We start from the raw sequence: 16,615 nt of genomic DNA, 5'->3' as shown, positions 1-16,615 counted from the left end.
TCGTTCGTTTCGCGAACCTGAAATTCGCGCGACATGCTTACTTTTTCTTGCGTACGTACAGCACCAGATTGTGATCTACCAGATCAACACCGTGCTCCTCGGCAATTGCCTTCTGGAGCTTTTCGATTTCCGGACTGACGAATTCGACGACTTCACCGGTTTCCACGTTGACCATGTGGTCGTGGTGGCCACCGTCGGCCAATTCGAATACCGCGTGGCCACCGTCGAAGTTGTGACGGACCACGAGGCCAGCGGCTTCGAACTGGGTCAGAACACGGTAAACCGTGGCCAGACCGACGTCCTCGCCCGCTTCCATCAACGCCTTGTAGACGTCTTCGGCACTCATGTGACGCTGCTCGGTAGAGTCGAGCATTTGCAGGATCTTGACCCGTGGCAGGGTCACTTTGAGGCCGGCTTTGCGTAGTTCGCTATTTTCAACCATGGTCAGCTTTCTCGCGATGCTGCTTCGCAGCTTCTCTTAATGCGGGTATGATCGGCGTTTACGTTGTCCCAGCCAAGATAGTGGAAGTCGCCCACCGATGCAAAACACCAAGCTCTTGCTAACCAGTTTCACCTTTGTGGGACTGCTCGCACTCGCCGGTTGTTCATTCCCCGGGGTTTACAAAATCGACATCCAGCAGGGCAATGTCGTCACGCAGGACATGATAGACCAGTTACGCCCGGGAATGACCCGTCGGCAAGTACGGTTTATCATGGGTAACCCTCTGCTGACCGACACGTTCCATGCCGATCGCTGGGATTATCTGTACAGCCTGCAACCTGGTGGCGGTGAACGCCAACAGGAACGCGTGAGTGTTAACTTCAACTCCAACGACCAGCTTGTCAGCCTGTCCGGTGACTTCATGCCGGGCGTGAGCCGTGACGAAGCCATTCTCGGCAAGGACAGTGGCACCAGCGTGACCGCCCCTGCTGAAAACGCCGAGAAGCCGAAGCCGGAACAACCAGCCAAACCGGGCTCCTTGCTGGATTCGATCCAGAAGGACGTGGACGGTGTTGAAACCGTTCCGGTTCCGACGCCCGAACCGCTGGACACCTCGCCGCAGTAATGTGCGAGGCAATAAAAAACCCGGAATTTCCGGGTTTTTTATTGCCTGCGATTTGCTCGTCCTACTGATTTCGCGCCTTGGCTTCGGCAGCCTTGGCCGCCCGCAAGCGCCGAACCTCTTTCGGATCTGCCAATAGCGGCCGGTAGATCTCGATGCGATCCCCCGCCTGAATCAGGCGAACCTGCGGATCCGCGATCACTTTGCCGAAGATACCCAACGGGCACTCGCTCAAGTCCAGCTCCGGAAATTCATCGCCAATACCTGACTTGAGCACCGTCTCACGCACTGTCGTCCCTTCAGGAACGCTCAAAGTGCGCAAGATCTGACGATCCACGGCGGCATACACCACCTCAATCTCGATCACCGACTCAACCATGCATCTGCTTGGCGCGCTGGCAGAACGCATCCACCAACGTATTCGCCGCCTGATTGAACAGCGGGCCGAGTGTCGCGCGCACCAGCGGGCCGGCGTAGTCGAAAGACAGGTCAAGACTGATCTTGCAGGCCTTCTCGTTCAACGCCTTGAAGACCCAGACGCCATGCAGTTGGTTGAACGGGCCTTCTTCCAGGTTCATCTCGATCGATTGCCCCGGCACCAGCGTATTGCGCGTGACGAAGTGCTGACTCAGACCGCCCTTGGCCACGCCAACGCTGGCACGCATGTGCTCGGGAGAACTCTCCAGCACCTCGGCGGACGAGCACCATGGCAAGAATTCCGGGTAACGCGCGACGTCGTTGACCAGGTCGTAGAGGAATTGCGCCGGGTATGGCAGCAACGCCGAACGTTGAATATGTGTCGTCATGTAAGCGTTACTTCCAGAGCTGAGCGGCAAACACTACCAGAATGCCGATGGGCGCCACGTAGCGCATCAAGAACAGGGACAGGGCAAACAGCGCCGGGTTACGAATCGACAACTCGTCACGCACCGCCTCACGCCCCATCACCCAACCGGCAAACAGCACGAAGCACAAGCCACCGAGCGGCAACATGATCCGCGAGGTGAAGAAATCAATCACGCCGAAGAAGTCCAGACCGCCTGCCGCACCCCATTGGTAGAGATGGAACAGCCCGCCATCGTTCACGAAAAATTTGGCTTCCTTCCAGATATTGAAGGAGAAAACCGTACCCAGACCGACGAACCAGCAAATGAATGCCAGCCAGAAAGTCACCCAGCCACGGCTGATTTTCGTGCGCTCAACCAAATAGGCAACCATCGGTTCGAGCAGGGAAATCGCCGAGCTCCAGGCGGCAATTGCCACCAGGACAAAGAACACCACGCCCATCAACTGGCCGAAAACCACGTTACCGAAGGCAAATGGCAGACTGACGAACATCAGGCCCGGACCTTCGCTAGGGTTCAAACCGCCAGCAAACACAATCGGAAACAATGCCAGACCGGCCACCAGCGACACGAAGGTGTCGAGCAGTGCCACACCGACCACGGTGCCGGACAACGAGGCTTCCTTGGTCATGTAAGCGCCGTAGATCATGATCGAGCCGACGCCCACGCTCAGGGAAAAGAACGCATGGCCCATGGCGGGCAGCAAGCCGTCGAGGACTTTTTCCGGGTGGAAATCGAACATGAAATGCACGCCTTCCATGAAATGCCCGGTGGTCATGCTGTAACCCAGCAACACCAGCACCATCACGAACAGCAGCGGCATCATGATCCGCAGACTGCGCTCAAGCCCGGCAACCACGCCTTTGGCGATCACCACGGCCGACAACAGCATGAAAACTGTATGCCAAAGTGTCAGGCGCCAGGGATCGGAGATGACATTGCCGAAATAAGCGCCGACCTGCTCCGCCGTGGCGCCCTGGAAGTCGCCGCGCCCCATGTCGATGATGTAATCCAGCGACCAGCCGCCAACCACACTATAGAAAGACAGGATCAGCAACGCCGTGATCATCCCGGCAAATGCGCCCCACGACCACTTGCCCGAATGCCCGGCTTCCAGCGCCAGCACCTTCAGGGCGTTCGCCGGACTTTGCCGTGCGCGGCGGCCGATCAGGGTTTCAGCCAGCATGACCGGGATCCCGATCAGGGCGATGCAGGCCAGAAACATCAGCACGAAGGCGCCGCCGCCGTAGACCCCGACCATGTAGGGGAATTTCCAGATGCTGCCCAGTCCCACGGCCGAACCGGTCGCGGCGAATATGAAAACCCAGCGGCTAGCCCAACTGCCGTGGACAGAAACCTTGTCTGTCGACATTGAATATCACGCCCAAGCGTTAGAAAAAGAGGCCGCATTGTCCGGGATTCACTCAACGTGCTCAAGCACGCAGCATCACCGTAGCCGAGGACCGTTTATCTCCATATAATGCCGCCCCTATGGCTAAACAGAAGAAACACCCAACAGGGACCATCGCGCAGAACAAAAAGGCGCGACACGATTACTTCATCGAACATCGTTTCGAGGCTGGTCTGGTCCTGGCCGGCTGGGAAGTAAAAAGTCTGCGGGCAAGCAAGCTGCAACTGGTCGACAGTTACGTGCTGCTCAAGGATGGCGAAGCCTGGCTCCTCGGCAGTCACATCACGCCGTTGATGACCGCCAGCACCCACGTCATCGCCGATCCGACCCGCACCCGCAAACTGCTGCTCAACAAGCGCGAGCTGGAAAAACTCGCCGCTGCCGTGCAACAGAAAGGCTACGCCTGCGTGTGCCTGTCCTTCTACTGGAGCAAGCACATGGTCAAGTGCGAAATTGCTCTGGGCAAGGGCAAGAAGGAATACGACAAGCGTGACACCGAGCGCGAACGCGACGCTGGTCGAGAGCTGCAGCGCGCCGTGCGCAACAAGGGCAAGGAAGAATAATTTTCCTGCTTTAAAAGATCGCAGCCTGGGGCAGCTCCTACACAGGAATGAGAATTTCCCTGTAAGAGCTGCCGAAGGCTGCGATCTTTTTGCCTCTAAAAGCTACATTCCCTTGCGCCGCTCCGCCCGAGCCATGCGCTGAACTTCCTGCCGTACCTCCTCCAGCACTTCCTGCACATACAGAATGTGCCGACTGGAAACCTCCCGCGCCTGCTCCGCACGCCCCTCGATAATCGCCAGATACAGCTCCCGGTGCTGAGAGATCAGCATGTCGCGGGTTTCCGTGCGCTGCTTGTACATGCCGCCAATGTTGGTCACCACGTTGCGCTTGAGCAGATCGAACAACCCGCGAATGGTGTGCAGCAGCACTGCGTTGTGGCTGGCTTCGGCGATCGCCAGATGAAACTTCGCATCCGCCGCGCCCTCTTCCGCCCGGCTCACTTCGTCATGCCGCGTATAGCAATCCTGCAACTCATTGAACGCAGCAGTCAGACGCTCACGATCCACATCCGTGGCGCGCAATGCGGCGTAATAGGCGCACGATGCCTCCAGAGTGTGCCGAAACTCCAGCAAGTCGCGCTGCGCCTCGGGATTGCTCTCCAGCAGCAATAGCAGAGGATCACTGAAGGTCGAGCCGAGCGTTTCCACCACATAATTGCCGCCGCCCTGGCGACTGACCAGCAAGCCCTTGGCCGCCAGTTTCTGAATCGCTTCGCGCAACGACGGACGCGACACGCCGAACTGCTCGGCCAAGGCGCGCTCGGCCGGAAGCCGCTCACCGGACTTCAGCGTGCCCTCGAGGATCATCCCCTCGAGGCGCTCGACAATATCGTCAGACAAACGGCGCTGACGAATCTGATCAAACCCCATAACTCAATTCTCCACGATCCCGACCGCTCGCCGGGCTCTCTATTCTGGCCTATCGGCGCCCCGCCGACACCTGTCAGCGCACATTCGCCCGACCGGATCAGATGCCCTCTGCACCGCTTATTCGACAAAAGTTTCAGGGCGACAAATTGACACACCGACATCAAGGCTTTTACCCTAGCCAACAGCGATTGTAAATTGGTATTACCAATTAACCAAGAACGCTGATAGTGCCTGACCAACAACAATTAGGGGCCACCCCATATGCAAACCTGGCAACAGCTCTATACCCCGCTCGGCAGTCTCGGCGTCTCCGCTCTTGCGGCCGTCATCCCCATCGTTTTCTTCTTTCTCGCGCTGGCGGTGTTCCGCCTCAAGGGTCACGTGGCCGGCAGCATCACGCTGGCCCTATCGATTGCCGTGGCGATTTTCGCCTTCCACATGCCGGTCGACATGGCCTTCGCCGCTGCTGGATACGGCTTTGCCTATGGTCTGTGGCCGATTGCCTGGATCATTGTCGCGGCGGTGTTCCTCTACAAACTGACGGTCAAGAGTGGTCAGTTCGAGGTCATTCGCAGTTCGGTGCTGTCGATCACCGACGACCAGCGTCTGCAGGTGCTGCTGATCGGTTTCTGCTTCGGTGCATTTCTTGAAGGTGCCGCCGGCTTCGGCGCGCCAGTGGCGATTACCGCCGCGCTGCTGGTCGGTCTCGGCTTCAACCCGCTGTACGCCGCCGGCCTGTGCCTGATTGCCAACACCGCGCCAGTGGCGTTTGGCGCACTGGGCATTCCAATCATTGTTGCCGGGCAAGTGACCGGCATCGACGCGTTCAAGATCGGCGCCATGACCGGCCGCCAACTGCCACTGCTGTCGCTGTTCGTGCCGTTCTGGCTGGTGTTCATGATGGACGGCCTGCGTGGCGTGCGTGAAACCTGGCCGGCAGCACTGGTCGCAGGCCTGAGTTTCGCCGTGACCCAGTACTTCACTTCGAACTTCATCGGCCCGGAGCTGCCGGACATCACCTCGGCCCTGGCCAGCCTGATTTCCCTGACCCTGTTCCTCAAAGTCTGGCAGCCAAAACGCGCCGCCGGCCAACACATCGCTGGCGCCGTTTCGGCCTCGGCAGTAACCGCCAGCGCAGGTGGTTTCGGCCAGAAACGCAGCACCGTGGCGTCGCCTTACAGCCTCTGGGAAATTTTCATTGCCTGGTCGCCATTCCTGATCCTCACCGTGCTGGTAACCATCTGGACCCTCAAGCCGTTCAAGGCCATGTTTGCCGCCGGCGGTTCGATGTACGCCTGGGTGTTCAACTTTGCCATCCCGCACCTTGACCAACTGGTGATCAAGACTGCTCCGATCGTCGCCACCCCGACCGCCATCCCGGCCGTGTTCAAACTCGACCCGATTTCCGCGACCGGTACCGCGATTTTCTTCTCGGCGCTGATCTCGATGCTGGTATTGAAGATCAACTTCAAAACTGGTCTGACCACTTTGAAAGAGACCTTCTACGAACTGCGCTGGCCGATTCTGTCGATCGGCATGGTGCTGGCCTTCGCTTTCGTCACCAACTACTCGGGCATGTCTTCGACCATGGCGCTGGTCCTGGCCGCGACCGGCGCAGCCTTCCCGTTCTTCTCGCCGTTCCTCGGCTGGCTGGGCGTGTTCCTCACCGGCTCGGATACCTCTTCCAACGCCCTGTTCAGTTCGCTGCAGGCGACCACCGCACACCAGATCGGCGTCAATGACACCCTGCTAGTAGCCGCCAATACCAGCGGCGGTGTGACCGGCAAGATGATCTCGCCACAATCGATCGCCGTGGCCTGCGCCGCGACCGGGTTGGTGGGTAAGGAATCGGATCTGTTCCGCTTCACTCTCAAGCACAGCCTATTCTTTGCCACGATTGTCGGCCTGATCACTCTGGCCCAGGCTTACTGGTTCACCGGCATGCTGGTGCACTAAACCTATAAACAAAACGGAAATAACCGACGCCGGCTGGTGATTCCGGCGTCAGCAATTCACACCCCGGTCTGTAAGGCTGCTGAAAGCAAGGCTCTTTATATTCAGCAGTCTCAACAGACGGATAACCGGGCCCACCCGGAGACACGCCTGATGAGCGAGCTTTTTTACAACGCTGTGCCCAACGCCACCCGCGTCGCACCGCCACTGCCCGAACCTCGGCAGTACCCCAGCGAGAAACCGTCGCGGGTCTATCTGTTCGGCACGTGCGTGGTCGACCTGTTCTACCCCGAAGCCGGGATGGACGCGATCCACTTGCTCGAGCGTGAAGGGATCAAGGTCGAGTACCCGCAAGGGCAGAGCTGCTGCGGGCAACCGGCCTACACCTCGGGTTACACCGAGCAGGCGCGTACGGTGGCGCGTTCGCAACTGGCGCTGTTTGCCGGGGATTATCCGGTGGTGGTGCCGTCGGGTTCCTGCGCGGGCATGTTGCGCGAGCATTACGCCGACTTGTTCAAGGACGAGCCGCAAACGTTGAAACAGGTGCAGGCACTCGCGGCCCGCACCTATGAGCTGGCCGAGTTCATGCTGTTCGTCTGCAAGGTGCAGCTCAAGGACAGCGGCGAGCCGGTCAAAGTCGCGCTGCACACCTCGTGTTCGGCACGCCGCGAGATGAACACCCACCTGCACGGCCGCGAGTTATTGGCGCAGTTGAGCAACGTGGAACGGGTCAACCACGACCACGAAAGCGAGTGCTGTGGCTTCGGTGGGACATTCAGCGTCCGTATGCCAGACATTTCCGGCGCGATGGTGGCGGACAAGACCCGCGCGTTGAAGGATTCCGGCGCGCACAAAGTGTTGAGCGCCGACTGCGGCTGTTTGATGAACATCAATGGCGCATTGGAGAAACAAAAAGAAGCGCTGCGCGGGCAACATCTCGCCAGCTTTCTGTGGCAACGAACCGGAGGTGCGCAATGAGCACCTCGACGATTATTCCTACGGTTGCCGTAGAAGAAGATTTCCGTACTCGGGCGCACAACGCCCTGGGTGATCAGCAGCTACGGAACAACTTCCGCACTGCGATGGATTCACTGATGACCAAGCGGGCAGCGGCTTTCAGCGATGCCCACGAAAGAGAACACTTGCGCGCCCTGGGCAACTCGATCAGGGCGCGTGCGCTCTCCAAGTTGCCCGACCTGCTCGAGCAACTGGAACAGAACCTGACCCGCAACGGTGTGACAGTGCACTGGGCGGAAACGGTGGACGAGGCCAATGGCATCGTCCTTTCGATCATCCGCGCTCACGAGGCGCGGCAAGTGATCAAGGGCAAATCGATGGTCAGCGAAGAGATGGAGATGAACCATTTCCTCGAGGCTCAAGGTGTTGAATGCCTGGAGTCCGACATGGGGGAATACATCGTCCAGCTCGACCACGAGAAGCCTTCACACATCATTATGCCGGCGATCCACAAGAATGCCGGTCAGGTCGCGTCCTTGTTCCACGACAAACTTGGCGTGGAGTACACCAAGGACGTTGACCAACTCATTCAGATCGGTCGCAGGGTCCTGCGGCAGAAATTCTTCGAAGCGGACATCGGCGTTTCCGGCGTCAACTTCGCCGTAGCCGAAACCGGCACCCTGCTGCTGGTGGAAAACGAAGGCAACGGACGCATGACCACCACCGTGCCGCCGGTGCACATCGCCGTCACCGGCATCGAAAAGGTCGTGGAAAACCTGCGCGACGTGGTGCCGCTGTTGTCGCTGCTGACCCGCTCGGCGCTGGGCATTCCGATCACCACCTACGTCAACATGATCTCCGGCCCGCGCAAGGAACATGAACTCGACGGCCCGCAAGAAGTGCATCTGGTGCTGCTCGATAACGGTCGCAGCCAGGCCTTTGCCGACAGCGAACTGCGCCAGACCCTCAACTGCATCCGCTGCGGTGCCTGCATGAACCATTGCCCGGTCTACACCCGCGTCGGTGGTCACACCTATGGCGAGGTGTATCCGGGACCGATCGGCAAAATCATCACGCCGCACATGGTCGGTCTGGCGAAAGTCCCGGATCACCCGAGCGCTTCGTCGTTGTGCGGTGCCTGCGGTGAAGTGTGCCCGGTGAAAATTCCGATCCCTGCCCTGCTGCGGCGATTGCGCGAAGAAAACGTCAAAGCCCCGGACAGTCCGCATCAAGTGATGCGCGGTCAGGGCAGCAAGTATTCGCGCAAGGAACGTTTCATCTGGAACGCCTGGGCGAAACTCAACAGCTCGCCGACGTTGTATCGGTTGTTCGGTTTCTTCGCCACGCGCCTGCGTGCGTTAACGCCGAGCAATGTCGGCCCGTGGACACAAAACCACAGCGCACCAAAACCCGCCGCCCGCTCACTGCACGACATGGCCCGCGAGCATCTGGGCAAACAGGGAGACCGCTGATGAGCGCCAAGCAAAATATCCTCGCCAAGCTACGGAAAAGTCTGACCGGCACCACACCGATTGCCGACGACTTCGACGTCGATCTGGTGACCCAGCCTTACACCTACAGCGCCGAGCAACGCATCCCGCAGCTGCGCAAACTGATGGAAGCGGTACACACCGAGATCCATCTGACTACCGGCGCAGACTGGCCGACGCTGCTCGCGCAATTGCTGCGTGACCGGCAGCTACCGAGCCTGCTGATCGCACCGACTACGCCTCACGGGCAGCGCATCTCACAACACTGGGCGAACAATCCTGATCTGCCGACACTGAAATCCTACAACCGGCCGATGGAAGAATGGAAAGCCGAGCTGTTCAACGACACCCCGGCCAGCCTCACTGGCACTCTCGGCGCCATCGCCGCGACCGGCAGCCTGATTCTCTGGCCCACTCGTGAAGAGCCGCGATTGATGAGCCTGGTGCCGCCGGTGCATTTCGCCCTGCTCAAGGCCAGCGAAATCCGCGACAACTTCTATCAAGTGCAACAGGAATTCGAGTGGGCCCAAGGCATGCCGACCAACGCGCTGCTGGTGTCCGGCCCGTCGAAAACTGCCGACATCGAACAAGTACTGGCCTACGGCGCCCACGGCCCGAAAGACCTTGTGGTGCTGATCCTGGAGGACCAATGACGCTTCCAGTGAATTTCCTGCGCGACGCGCAGCAACTGATTCCAGCGGATCGCCGCTTCGACGATCCGCTGTCGACCTTGGCCTTCGGCACCGACGCCAGTTTTTATCGGCTGATTCCCAAACTGGTGATCCGCGTCGAGTCCGAAGATGAAGTGGTAGCGCTGTTGAAACTGGCCCAGCGCGATCAAGTCCCGGTGACCTTCCGCGCCGCTGGCACCAGTTTGTCCGGGCAGGCGATCAGCGATTCGGTGCTGATTGTGCTGGGGGATAACTGGAACGCTCGCGAGATTCGCGACCAAGGCATGCAAATCCGCCTGCAGCCGGGCGTGATCGGCGCGCAGGCCAACGCATGGCTGGCACCGTTCGGGCGCAAGATCGGTCCGGACCCGGCGTCGATCAACGCCTGCAAGATCGGCGGCATCGTCGCCAACAACGCCAGCGGCATGTGCTGCGGCACCGCGCAAAACACCTACCACACCCTGGCCGGGATCCGTCTGGTACTCGCCGACGGCACCCGTCTCGACACCGAAGACGCCGCCAGCGTCGCCGCTTTTCGCGTAAGCCACGAAGATCTGCTGGAGCGCCTGGCAACATTGGGCCGCGAGACCCGCGCCAATGCCGAACTGGCTGCGCGAATCCGCCACAAATATCGTCTGAAAAATACCACCGGTCTGTCACTCAACGCCCTGGTGGATTTCGACGAGCCTGTGGATATCTTGAGCCACTTGCTGGTCGGTTCCGAAGGCACCCTTGGCTTCATCAGCGCGGTGACCTATGACACGGTGATCGACCATCCGAACAAGGCGTCGGCGCTGATCGTGTTCCCGGATGTGGAAACCTGCTGCAACGCGGTCACCGTGCTGAAAAGCCAACCGGTGTCGGCAGTGGAATTGCTCGATCGGCGCAGTCTGCGTTCGGTGCAGGACAAACCGGGCATGCCGGATTTCGTACAGCACCTGTCGAGTAATGCCTGCGCGCTGCTGATCGAATCCCGCGCCGCCTCTTCCACTTTGCTGCAAGAACAACTGGCGCAGATCATGGCTTCGCTGACCCGTTTCCCGGTGGAGAAACAGGTCGATTTCACCGAAGATCCGGCCGAGAACGCCAAGCTTTGGGCGATCCGCAAGGACACCTTTCCCGCCGTCGGCGCCGTGCGCAAAACCGGCACCACGGTGATCATCGAAGACGTGACCTTCCCGGTCGAGCAACTGGCTATCGGCGTCAATCGCCTGATCGCGCTGTTCGACAAACACGCCTACGACGAAGCGATCCTTTTCGGACACGCTCTGGAGGGTAATCTGCACTTCGTTTTCACCCAAGGCTTCAACAGTCCGGAAGAAGTCGCACGCTATCAGGCGTTCATGGACGACGTGGCGCAACTGGTGGCGGTGGAGTTCGGCGGTTCGCTCAAAGCCGAACACGGCACCGGGCGCAACATGGCACCGTTCGTTGAGCTGGAATGGGGCAGCGATGCCTATCAGTTGATGTGGCAGCTCAAACGTCTGCTCGACCCCAACGGCATCCTCAACCCCGACGTGGTGCTCAGCGAAGATCCGCAGATCCACCTCAAACACCTCAAGCCGCTGCCGGCGGCTGACGAGATTGTCGACAAATGCATCGAGTGCGGCTTCTGCGAGCCGGTCTGCCCGTCGAAAGGACTGACCCTCAGCCCGCGCCAGCGCATCGTGATCTGGCGTGACATTCAGGCGAAAAAACGTGCCGGCGTTGACACCACCGAGCTGGAACAAGCCTACGAGTACCAAGGCATTGAAACCTGCGCCGCGACAGGCTTGTGCGCGCAGCGTTGCCCCGTAGGCATCAATACCGGCGAACTGGTGAAAAAGCTCCGCGCCCGCAACGCCACGCATCAGATAACCGCTGACTGGATCGAAGGAAATTTCGCCAAGACCCTGCAAGGCGCACGCTTCACCCTGCACGTGGCCAACGGCGCACGGATGCTGCTCGGCGCACCGCGCCTGGCGAAGCTGTCGGCAACCCTGACACGTTTGTCCAAAGGCCAGGTGCCGCTGTGGACCAGCGCGATGCCGCAACCGGAAAAAGCCATTCGCTTCAGCCCGAGCGTGTCCGACGAACGCCCACGCGTTGTGTATCTGGCCGCCTGTGTTTCACGGGTGATGGGCCCGGCAGCGGGCGACAAGGAGCAGATGTCGCTGTACGACAAGACCCGTGGCCTGCTGGAAAAAGCCGGTTACCAAGTGGTATTCCCGGACAATCAGGACAACCTCTGCTGCGGTCAGCCGTTTGCTTCCAAAGGCTACGCCGAACAGGCCGAGCACAAGCGTCAGGAGTTGATCAGCGCGCTGCTGCACGCCAGTCGCGGTGGACTCGATCCGATCTATTGCGACACCAGCCCGTGCACCTTGCGCCTGGTGCAGGACGTGGGAAATGTTCGCCTGGATCTGTATGACCCGGTGCGCTTCATCCGTACGCATCTTCTCGATCGACTGGAGTTCACCCCGCAAGAAGCACCGATTGCAGTTCATGTGACCTGCAGCACCCAGCATCTGGGCGAAAGCCAGGCGCTGATCGAACTGGCACGCAAATGCAGCAAAACCGTGGTGATTCCGGAAGGTATTCATTGTTGCGGGTTTGCCGGTGACAAGGGTTTCACCACGCCGGAGCTGAACAGCCACTCGCTGCGCACACTCAAGGACGCGGTGCAACATTGCAACGAGGGGATTTCCACCAGCCGCACCTGTGAGATCGGCCTGACGCAGCACGGCGGCATCGACTATCACGGACTGGTCTATCTGGTGGATCGGGTCACTCGAGCGAAGGCCTGCTAAAAGAAAGTTAGAACCCTTGAGCGAGGCGGTAGTCCACAGAACAAGCCCCGAACACGCGGGGCTTTTCCTCCTTTCGCAGGCCTGCTCTGACGGTCAGCGAGAGTCTGGATTCCTCAGTGCAAGGAGATACTCATGAAGCATTCTGTACTGTTTGGTCTGTTCGTTACTGCCTCGATGATGGCTTCTACTTCGTTCGCCGATGGCAAACCTGCCGACTTGTGCGAGGCGAATCTGCAAAAGATCGAAAGCGCCAAGACGCAATATCAGACGTCGCCGGATCTGAATTCGCGCGTCTCGGCAAGCGTCAGTAAAGCCCAGGCCCTCAAGGCTCAGGGCAGGATTGACGACTGCCTGGCGGAAACCCAGCAAACCCTTCTGGTAATCCAGAACTCGACGGGCGATACCAAGAAATAAACCTCGGGACGACGAGCCTTCAGGTGGCGTGATGCAGCGCGGTTCGGGTTGACGGGCCACGATGTAAAAAAAACCGAATTCCTGCTTGCGGCCGCGGTCGATTGTACAGGCCCACTACCAAACACGGCCTGTTACGACCTCGGCATCGCCGCCAGACCGTCCGGCAGCACCGAGACCAACCGTTCAAGGAGATACCCATGAAGCATTCTGCAATTGCTGGATTGTTCATCGCTGGTGCCCTGCTGACGTCGCCGGTGTTTGCGGCAGACAAAGACCTTTGTGCCGGGAATCTTCAAACCATCAAAGACTTCGTTACCAGTCAGCCGTCAATTCCCGAGACGTCCATGAACAACGTCAAGGAAGCGCAGAAAAAAGCTGAAGACGCGCAGGCGGCCGGCAATGACAAGGATTGCGTTGAGGTCACCTCTTCCTTGATAACCAAAATGCAAATCCGCAATCCAACGCGCAATTGATATGCCACGAGGCCAACCTTCGGGTTGGCCTCGCCGGCCGTTTGGCGTACACTGCGCAGGCTTGTTGCCTCACCTGATGTACGAGGCAATGAGTTCGGGGCCGATTAGGATTCGACGCCGGTGACGAAACTTTAGGTGCATGCCGACTTGGTAACAGAAGTCGTAAATCCACTGTTGCAACTTCTTATAGTTGCCAATGACGACCAATACGGTGCTGCTCTCGCTGCTTAATTGCAGCTGACATGCACTCCTGGTGCCTTCGGGCCCAGCAATCATCAGGGGATGTCTGTAAACCCGAAATGATTGTCATATAGAACAGAATCGCCGTGCAGTACGTTGTGGACGAAGCGGCTAAAACTTACACAACTCGCCCAAAGCACCCTGCCCGTCGGGTCGCTGAGGGTTAACTTAATAGACACGGCTACGCATGTAGTACCGACAGCGGAGCACTGGCGGACGGGGGTTCAAATCCCCCCGGCTCCACCAACTCTCGACGACAAAGCCCGCCTTGTGCGGGCTTTGTCGCATCTGGACATCAGCCAAACCGGGCACACAAATCTACAGCCTGCAGGCGATCGAGCTCGATAACCCTGGCAATGCTCTGCCTACTCATAAAAAAGGACGACACGATGTCGTCCTTTTTCGTACCCGCATTCATCAAAATCAATGAACCGCGCTGATCAGATCCGGGCGGCTGGATTTGAGCATTGCCTCATTGACCTTGCCTTGAATCGAGCAGGTAAACATCCCCTTGCTGCCAGTCGTCAGCTCTTGCGGAGCAGGCTCGATCAGGAACACGCGCTCGGCACTGTCGACAACCAGCTTGCCCGCCGTTGCGGATGGGTCTTCCGGCTGCCAGTTGGATTTGCCGTGGGACCAGATTTCCGCGCGTGCGTAGAGTCCCTGCGACATGTCCATACGCGGCCCGCCCGCTTTTTCCAACTGGGTGTGGAGTTCATTCGGCGTCTGTTTGGCGTAGAACCCCCAACTGATGATGCGAGTGCCCATCAGGTCTGTATCTTCGGCGTAGAAGCCGGTCAACGACATGCCGTCAATTTCGACCGGCTTGGCGAACATCCAGCGCTGCCCCATATCGCTCTTGGTGCCGCCGGACAATTTGATCTGGCCATTTTCGACAGTGCTCGGCACCAGATCCTTGAACAAAGGTGATTGCACGACTGCCAGGGAATGATCGTCACAAGCGGCAAACGACGCCACCGGCGAAGGTGCAGCGGCAACGCTGAAAGCAGAAAAAAGGGCCGCAATGGGCAACAGCAGGAAAATTGGTTTCATGGAATGACTCGAATGAAAGACTGAAGAAATCGACAGAGACGATATCACAATGACATCAATCGACAGACTTCAGAGTTTCAATCAATGCCCATGCCGATGATGCACATCCGGAAAATGCACATGACTGTGCCGCATCGGCATGTGCACATGCGGATGGCTATGCGGCTCCACCCCATCCCACTCAAACCCATGCGTATGTTGATGATGCTCATCGTGTGTATGCCGATGATCATGCTCAAGCGGTTCGTGCTGATGCTCATGAACATGGTTTTCCATCAGATGAATCCATACCCCCACGGCCATTAACGCCGCTGCGAGCAGAAACATCAGCGATATCGACTCGCCGAGCAGCAGAATCGAGATGCCTGCGCCGAGAAACGGTGCGGTGGAAAAGTAGGCGCCGGTGCGCGCGCTGCCGAGGCCGCGCAGGGCGAGGACGAACATTACCAGGCTGACGCCGTAGCCGAGAAAGCCGACCAGCATGATCGGCACCAGCGAGGTGGCGGCGGGTAGTTGGGTGCCGATGAACAGGGCCAGTGTGCAGTTGACCAGCCCCGCCACCAGGCCTTTGCTGCCGGCGATGAACAGTGCGTCCGAGGCCGAGACTTTACGGGTCAGGTTGTTGTCGATGGCCCAGCAAAAGCAGGCGAAGGCCACGGCCAACGGGCCGCTCCAGTCTTGCGCCGAGACGGCCTCTTGTGGCCAGGACAGCACGACGCCACCGGCGACGATGGCGAGCATGCCGATCACGATTCGTCGGTCGGCATTTTCCTTGAACACCACCCACGCCAGCAGCGCCGTGAGCACTGATTCGAGGTTGAGCATCAGTGACGCGCTCGCGCCGGACGTTCGGGTCAGACCGAACATCAGCGCCACCGGCGCCAGCACTCCGCCGAAGCCGATGGCGCCGAGCAGCCATGGCCATTCACCGGTGCCGAGCCCGGAGGGCTTCCAGCCACGATCGCGGACAAAACGCAGGGCGGTCAAGCCCAGACCGCTACCGAGATAGAGCAACCCGGCCAGCAGAATCGGCGAAACCTGTACCCCCAACAGTTTGGCGAGAGGCGTACTGGCGCCAAACAGCGCCGCCGCAATCAATGCGTGGAGAACGCTCACATTCATGCTGGGATCACTCGCTGGAGCCGATGGAATACCAGCACCTATCATGGCAAAAATCAGGTGAGAATTATGTGAACAGCTGATTCGTGTCAGCGAACATCATCTCTGGCTTGTGCTCAAATCCAGCAACATTTAATCCGCGCAATCTCTGGGCGGTCGCTCGAAGCAGGCTCTATGCTGCGAACATCGAGATGCAATGGAGTTGAAGATGAAAAGCTGGATTGCCGTAGCGCTGGCCGCGCTGATTTCCTTGTCCGTCCATGCGGCCGACGCCCCCACCGTGCGCGTCGAGCCGATCGCGTTCACAACCAGTGCCGACAGCATCCAGCGCAAACAGTCGATCAAGGGGGACCAGACCGCGCAGTACACATTCAACGCCAAGGCCGGCCAGATACTGACCGTCGACTTCAAACCGTCCAACACCTCCGCTTACTTCAACATCCTCGCCAAGGGTGCCGATTACGCGCTGTTCAACGGCTCGATCATGGGCAATCACTTTCTCGGTCCACTGCCCGGCGATGGCGAGTACACGGTTCAGGTCTACCTCATGCGCAACGCCGCCCGGCGTAATGAAGTGGCCAAGTACGATTTGTCTCTGAAGCTGGTTAATAACGATGCTGGATCTGGCACGAGGACAAAGTGACGGAGTTCAGAAGTGACATCGCTCAGTGTCGCCGGCAGATAAACCCCTGAACCACTTCTA

The 16,615-nt window shown here is 59.0% G+C and carries 17 protein-coding genes and 1 other RNA gene; 11 read left to right on the top strand and 7 right to left on the bottom strand.

Going from position 1 to position 16,615, the window contains the following annotated elements; translation table 11 throughout:
- Positions 1–37 precede the first annotated feature (37 nt).
- Positions 38–442, bottom strand: coding sequence for a ferric iron uptake transcriptional regulator (fur, locus tag E4T63_RS03890; protein WP_003221515.1), 405 nt, complete (start codon positions 440–442; stop codon positions 38–40).
- Positions 443–539: 97 nt separating this feature from the next.
- Between fur and E4T63_RS03885 the strand changes: the two genes are divergently transcribed.
- Complete coding sequence (locus E4T63_RS03885; RefSeq protein ID WP_027610774.1) at positions 540–1,067, top strand: outer membrane protein assembly factor BamE; 528 nt, start codon at positions 540–542, stop codon at positions 1,065–1,067.
- 61 nt (positions 1,068–1,128) lie between these two features.
- On the opposite strand, the gene E4T63_RS03880 is transcribed toward E4T63_RS03885, so the two are convergent.
- Genes E4T63_RS03880 through E4T63_RS03870 form a run of 3 tightly spaced genes read right to left on the bottom strand, consistent with a single transcriptional unit; the run spans position 1,129 to position 3,281 of the window.
- A complete protein-coding gene (locus E4T63_RS03880; RefSeq protein WP_135294933.1) occupies positions 1,129–1,443 on the bottom strand; it encodes an RnfH family protein in 315 nt (104 codons plus the stop codon).
- Positions 1,436–1,870: a type II toxin-antitoxin system RatA family toxin gene (locus E4T63_RS03875; protein WP_003221509.1), complete on the bottom strand. Its 435-nt coding sequence runs from the start codon at positions 1,868–1,870 to the stop codon at positions 1,436–1,438. The genes E4T63_RS03880 and E4T63_RS03875 overlap by 8 nt, the downstream gene beginning before the upstream one ends.
- 7 nt (positions 1,871–1,877) lie before the next feature.
- A complete protein-coding gene (locus E4T63_RS03870; protein ID WP_007961408.1) occupies positions 1,878–3,281 on the bottom strand; it encodes a sodium-dependent transporter in 1,404 nt (467 codons plus the stop codon).
- A 119-nt stretch (positions 3,282–3,400) separates the two neighbouring features.
- Between E4T63_RS03870 and smpB the strand changes: the two genes are divergently transcribed.
- On the top strand, positions 3,401–3,883 hold the full coding sequence (gene smpB, locus E4T63_RS03865; protein WP_003221505.1) for an SsrA-binding protein SmpB: 483 nt from the start codon (positions 3,401–3,403) through the stop codon (positions 3,881–3,883).
- Between the two features lie 102 nt (positions 3,884–3,985).
- On the opposite strand, the gene E4T63_RS03860 is transcribed toward smpB, so the two are convergent.
- On the bottom strand, positions 3,986–4,753 hold the full coding sequence (locus E4T63_RS03860; RefSeq protein ID WP_027610772.1) for a GntR family transcriptional regulator: 768 nt from the start codon (positions 4,751–4,753) through the stop codon (positions 3,986–3,988).
- A 261-nt stretch (positions 4,754–5,014) separates the two neighbouring features.
- Between E4T63_RS03860 and E4T63_RS03855 the strand changes: the two genes are divergently transcribed.
- The 8 genes from E4T63_RS03855 to ssrA all read left to right on the top strand — a co-directional run bounded on the left by E4T63_RS03855 (position 5,015) and on the right by ssrA (position 13,986).
- Positions 5,015–6,709 (top strand): lactate permease LctP family transporter, encoded by a 1,695-nt coding sequence (locus tag E4T63_RS03855; RefSeq protein WP_098967142.1) that lies wholly within the window; start codon positions 5,015–5,017, stop codon positions 6,707–6,709.
- Between the two features lie 150 nt (positions 6,710–6,859).
- Positions 6,860–7,684, top strand: coding sequence for a (Fe-S)-binding protein (locus E4T63_RS03850; protein ID WP_135294932.1), 825 nt, complete (start codon positions 6,860–6,862; stop codon positions 7,682–7,684).
- Positions 7,681–9,135 carry a LutB/LldF family L-lactate oxidation iron-sulfur protein gene (locus E4T63_RS03845; protein WP_135294931.1) on the top strand — a complete coding sequence of 485 codons (1,455 nt, stop codon included), beginning with the start codon at positions 7,681–7,683 and terminating at the stop codon, positions 9,133–9,135. Before E4T63_RS03850 ends, E4T63_RS03845 begins: the two co-directional genes overlap by 4 nt.
- On the top strand, positions 9,135–9,806 hold the full coding sequence (locus tag E4T63_RS03840) for a LutC/YkgG family protein (RefSeq protein ID WP_135294930.1): 672 nt from the start codon (positions 9,135–9,137) through the stop codon (positions 9,804–9,806). The genes E4T63_RS03845 and E4T63_RS03840 overlap by 1 nt, the downstream gene beginning before the upstream one ends.
- A complete protein-coding gene (locus E4T63_RS03835) occupies positions 9,803–12,613 on the top strand; it encodes an FAD-binding and (Fe-S)-binding domain-containing protein (protein WP_135294929.1) in 2,811 nt (936 codons plus the stop codon). The genes E4T63_RS03840 and E4T63_RS03835 overlap by 4 nt, the downstream gene beginning before the upstream one ends.
- Before the next feature lie 132 nt (positions 12,614–12,745).
- Positions 12,746–13,027: a hypothetical protein gene (locus tag E4T63_RS03830; RefSeq protein ID WP_027610766.1), complete on the top strand. Its 282-nt coding sequence runs from the start codon at positions 12,746–12,748 to the stop codon at positions 13,025–13,027.
- A 197-nt stretch (positions 13,028–13,224) separates the two neighbouring features.
- On the top strand, positions 13,225–13,500 hold the full coding sequence (locus E4T63_RS03825) for a hypothetical protein (RefSeq protein ID WP_027610765.1): 276 nt from the start codon (positions 13,225–13,227) through the stop codon (positions 13,498–13,500).
- A gap of 96 nt (positions 13,501–13,596) precedes the next feature.
- Positions 13,597–13,986, top strand: a transfer-messenger RNA (tmRNA) gene (gene ssrA / locus E4T63_RS03820).
- A gap of 177 nt (positions 13,987–14,163) precedes the next feature.
- Here ssrA and E4T63_RS03815 read toward each other — a convergent pair.
- Both E4T63_RS03815 and E4T63_RS03810 read right to left on the bottom strand, forming a co-directional pair.
- Complete coding sequence (locus E4T63_RS03815; RefSeq protein WP_245223421.1) at positions 14,164–14,841, bottom strand: hypothetical protein; 678 nt, start codon at positions 14,839–14,841, stop codon at positions 14,164–14,166.
- A 33-nt stretch (positions 14,842–14,874) separates the two neighbouring features.
- On the bottom strand, positions 14,875–15,915 hold the full coding sequence (locus tag E4T63_RS03810; protein WP_135294928.1) for a DMT family transporter: 1,041 nt from the start codon (positions 15,913–15,915) through the stop codon (positions 14,875–14,877).
- Positions 15,916–16,120: 205 nt separating this feature from the next.
- Between E4T63_RS03810 and E4T63_RS03805 the strand changes: the two genes are divergently transcribed.
- On the top strand, positions 16,121–16,555 hold the full coding sequence (locus E4T63_RS03805) for a hypothetical protein (RefSeq protein ID WP_098967134.1): 435 nt from the start codon (positions 16,121–16,123) through the stop codon (positions 16,553–16,555).
- Positions 16,556–16,615: the final 60 nt, after the last annotated feature.

Origin of the sequence: Pseudomonas fluorescens (assembly GCF_004683905.1) — a bacterium.
In the GTDB taxonomy this organism is placed as follows: domain Bacteria; phylum Pseudomonadota; class Gammaproteobacteria; order Pseudomonadales; family Pseudomonadaceae; genus Aquipseudomonas; species Aquipseudomonas putida_A.
The sequence above is the reverse complement of the archived record's forward strand: the minus strand, read 5'-3'. Positions and strand labels throughout refer to the sequence as shown.

Coding starts and splice junctions, on each gene's coding strand:
- E4T63_RS03810 (WP_135294928.1), bottom strand. CDS start 15,915: ATGAATGTGAGCGTTCTCCACGCATTGATTGCGGCGGCGCTGTTTGGC.
- E4T63_RS03850 (WP_135294932.1), top strand. CDS start 6,860: ATGAGCGAGCTTTTTTACAACGCTGTGCCCAACGCCACCCGCGTCGCA.
- E4T63_RS03835 (WP_135294929.1), top strand. CDS start 9,803: ATGACGCTTCCAGTGAATTTCCTGCGCGACGCGCAGCAACTGATTCCA.
- E4T63_RS03860 (WP_027610772.1), bottom strand. CDS start 4,753: ATGGGGTTTGATCAGATTCGTCAGCGCCGTTTGTCTGACGATATTGTC.
- E4T63_RS03880 (WP_135294933.1), bottom strand. CDS start 1,443: ATGGTTGAGTCGGTGATCGAGATTGAGGTGGTGTATGCCGCCGTGGAT.
- E4T63_RS03885 (WP_027610774.1), top strand. CDS start 540: ATGCAAAACACCAAGCTCTTGCTAACCAGTTTCACCTTTGTGGGACTG.
- E4T63_RS03845 (WP_135294931.1), top strand. CDS start 7,681: ATGAGCACCTCGACGATTATTCCTACGGTTGCCGTAGAAGAAGATTTC.
- E4T63_RS03855 (WP_098967142.1), top strand. CDS start 5,015: ATGCAAACCTGGCAACAGCTCTATACCCCGCTCGGCAGTCTCGGCGTC.
- E4T63_RS03870 (WP_007961408.1), bottom strand. CDS start 3,281: ATGTCGACAGACAAGGTTTCTGTCCACGGCAGTTGGGCTAGCCGCTGG.
- E4T63_RS03840 (WP_135294930.1), top strand. CDS start 9,135: ATGAGCGCCAAGCAAAATATCCTCGCCAAGCTACGGAAAAGTCTGACC.
- E4T63_RS03825 (WP_027610765.1), top strand. CDS start 13,225: ATGAAGCATTCTGCAATTGCTGGATTGTTCATCGCTGGTGCCCTGCTG.
- fur (WP_003221515.1), bottom strand. CDS start 442: ATGGTTGAAAATAGCGAACTACGCAAAGCCGGCCTCAAAGTGACCCTG.
- E4T63_RS03805 (WP_098967134.1), top strand. CDS start 16,121: ATGAAAAGCTGGATTGCCGTAGCGCTGGCCGCGCTGATTTCCTTGTCC.
- E4T63_RS03875 (WP_003221509.1), bottom strand. CDS start 1,870: ATGACGACACATATTCAACGTTCGGCGTTGCTGCCATACCCGGCGCAA.
- E4T63_RS03830 (WP_027610766.1), top strand. CDS start 12,746: ATGAAGCATTCTGTACTGTTTGGTCTGTTCGTTACTGCCTCGATGATG.
- smpB (WP_003221505.1), top strand. CDS start 3,401: ATGGCTAAACAGAAGAAACACCCAACAGGGACCATCGCGCAGAACAAA.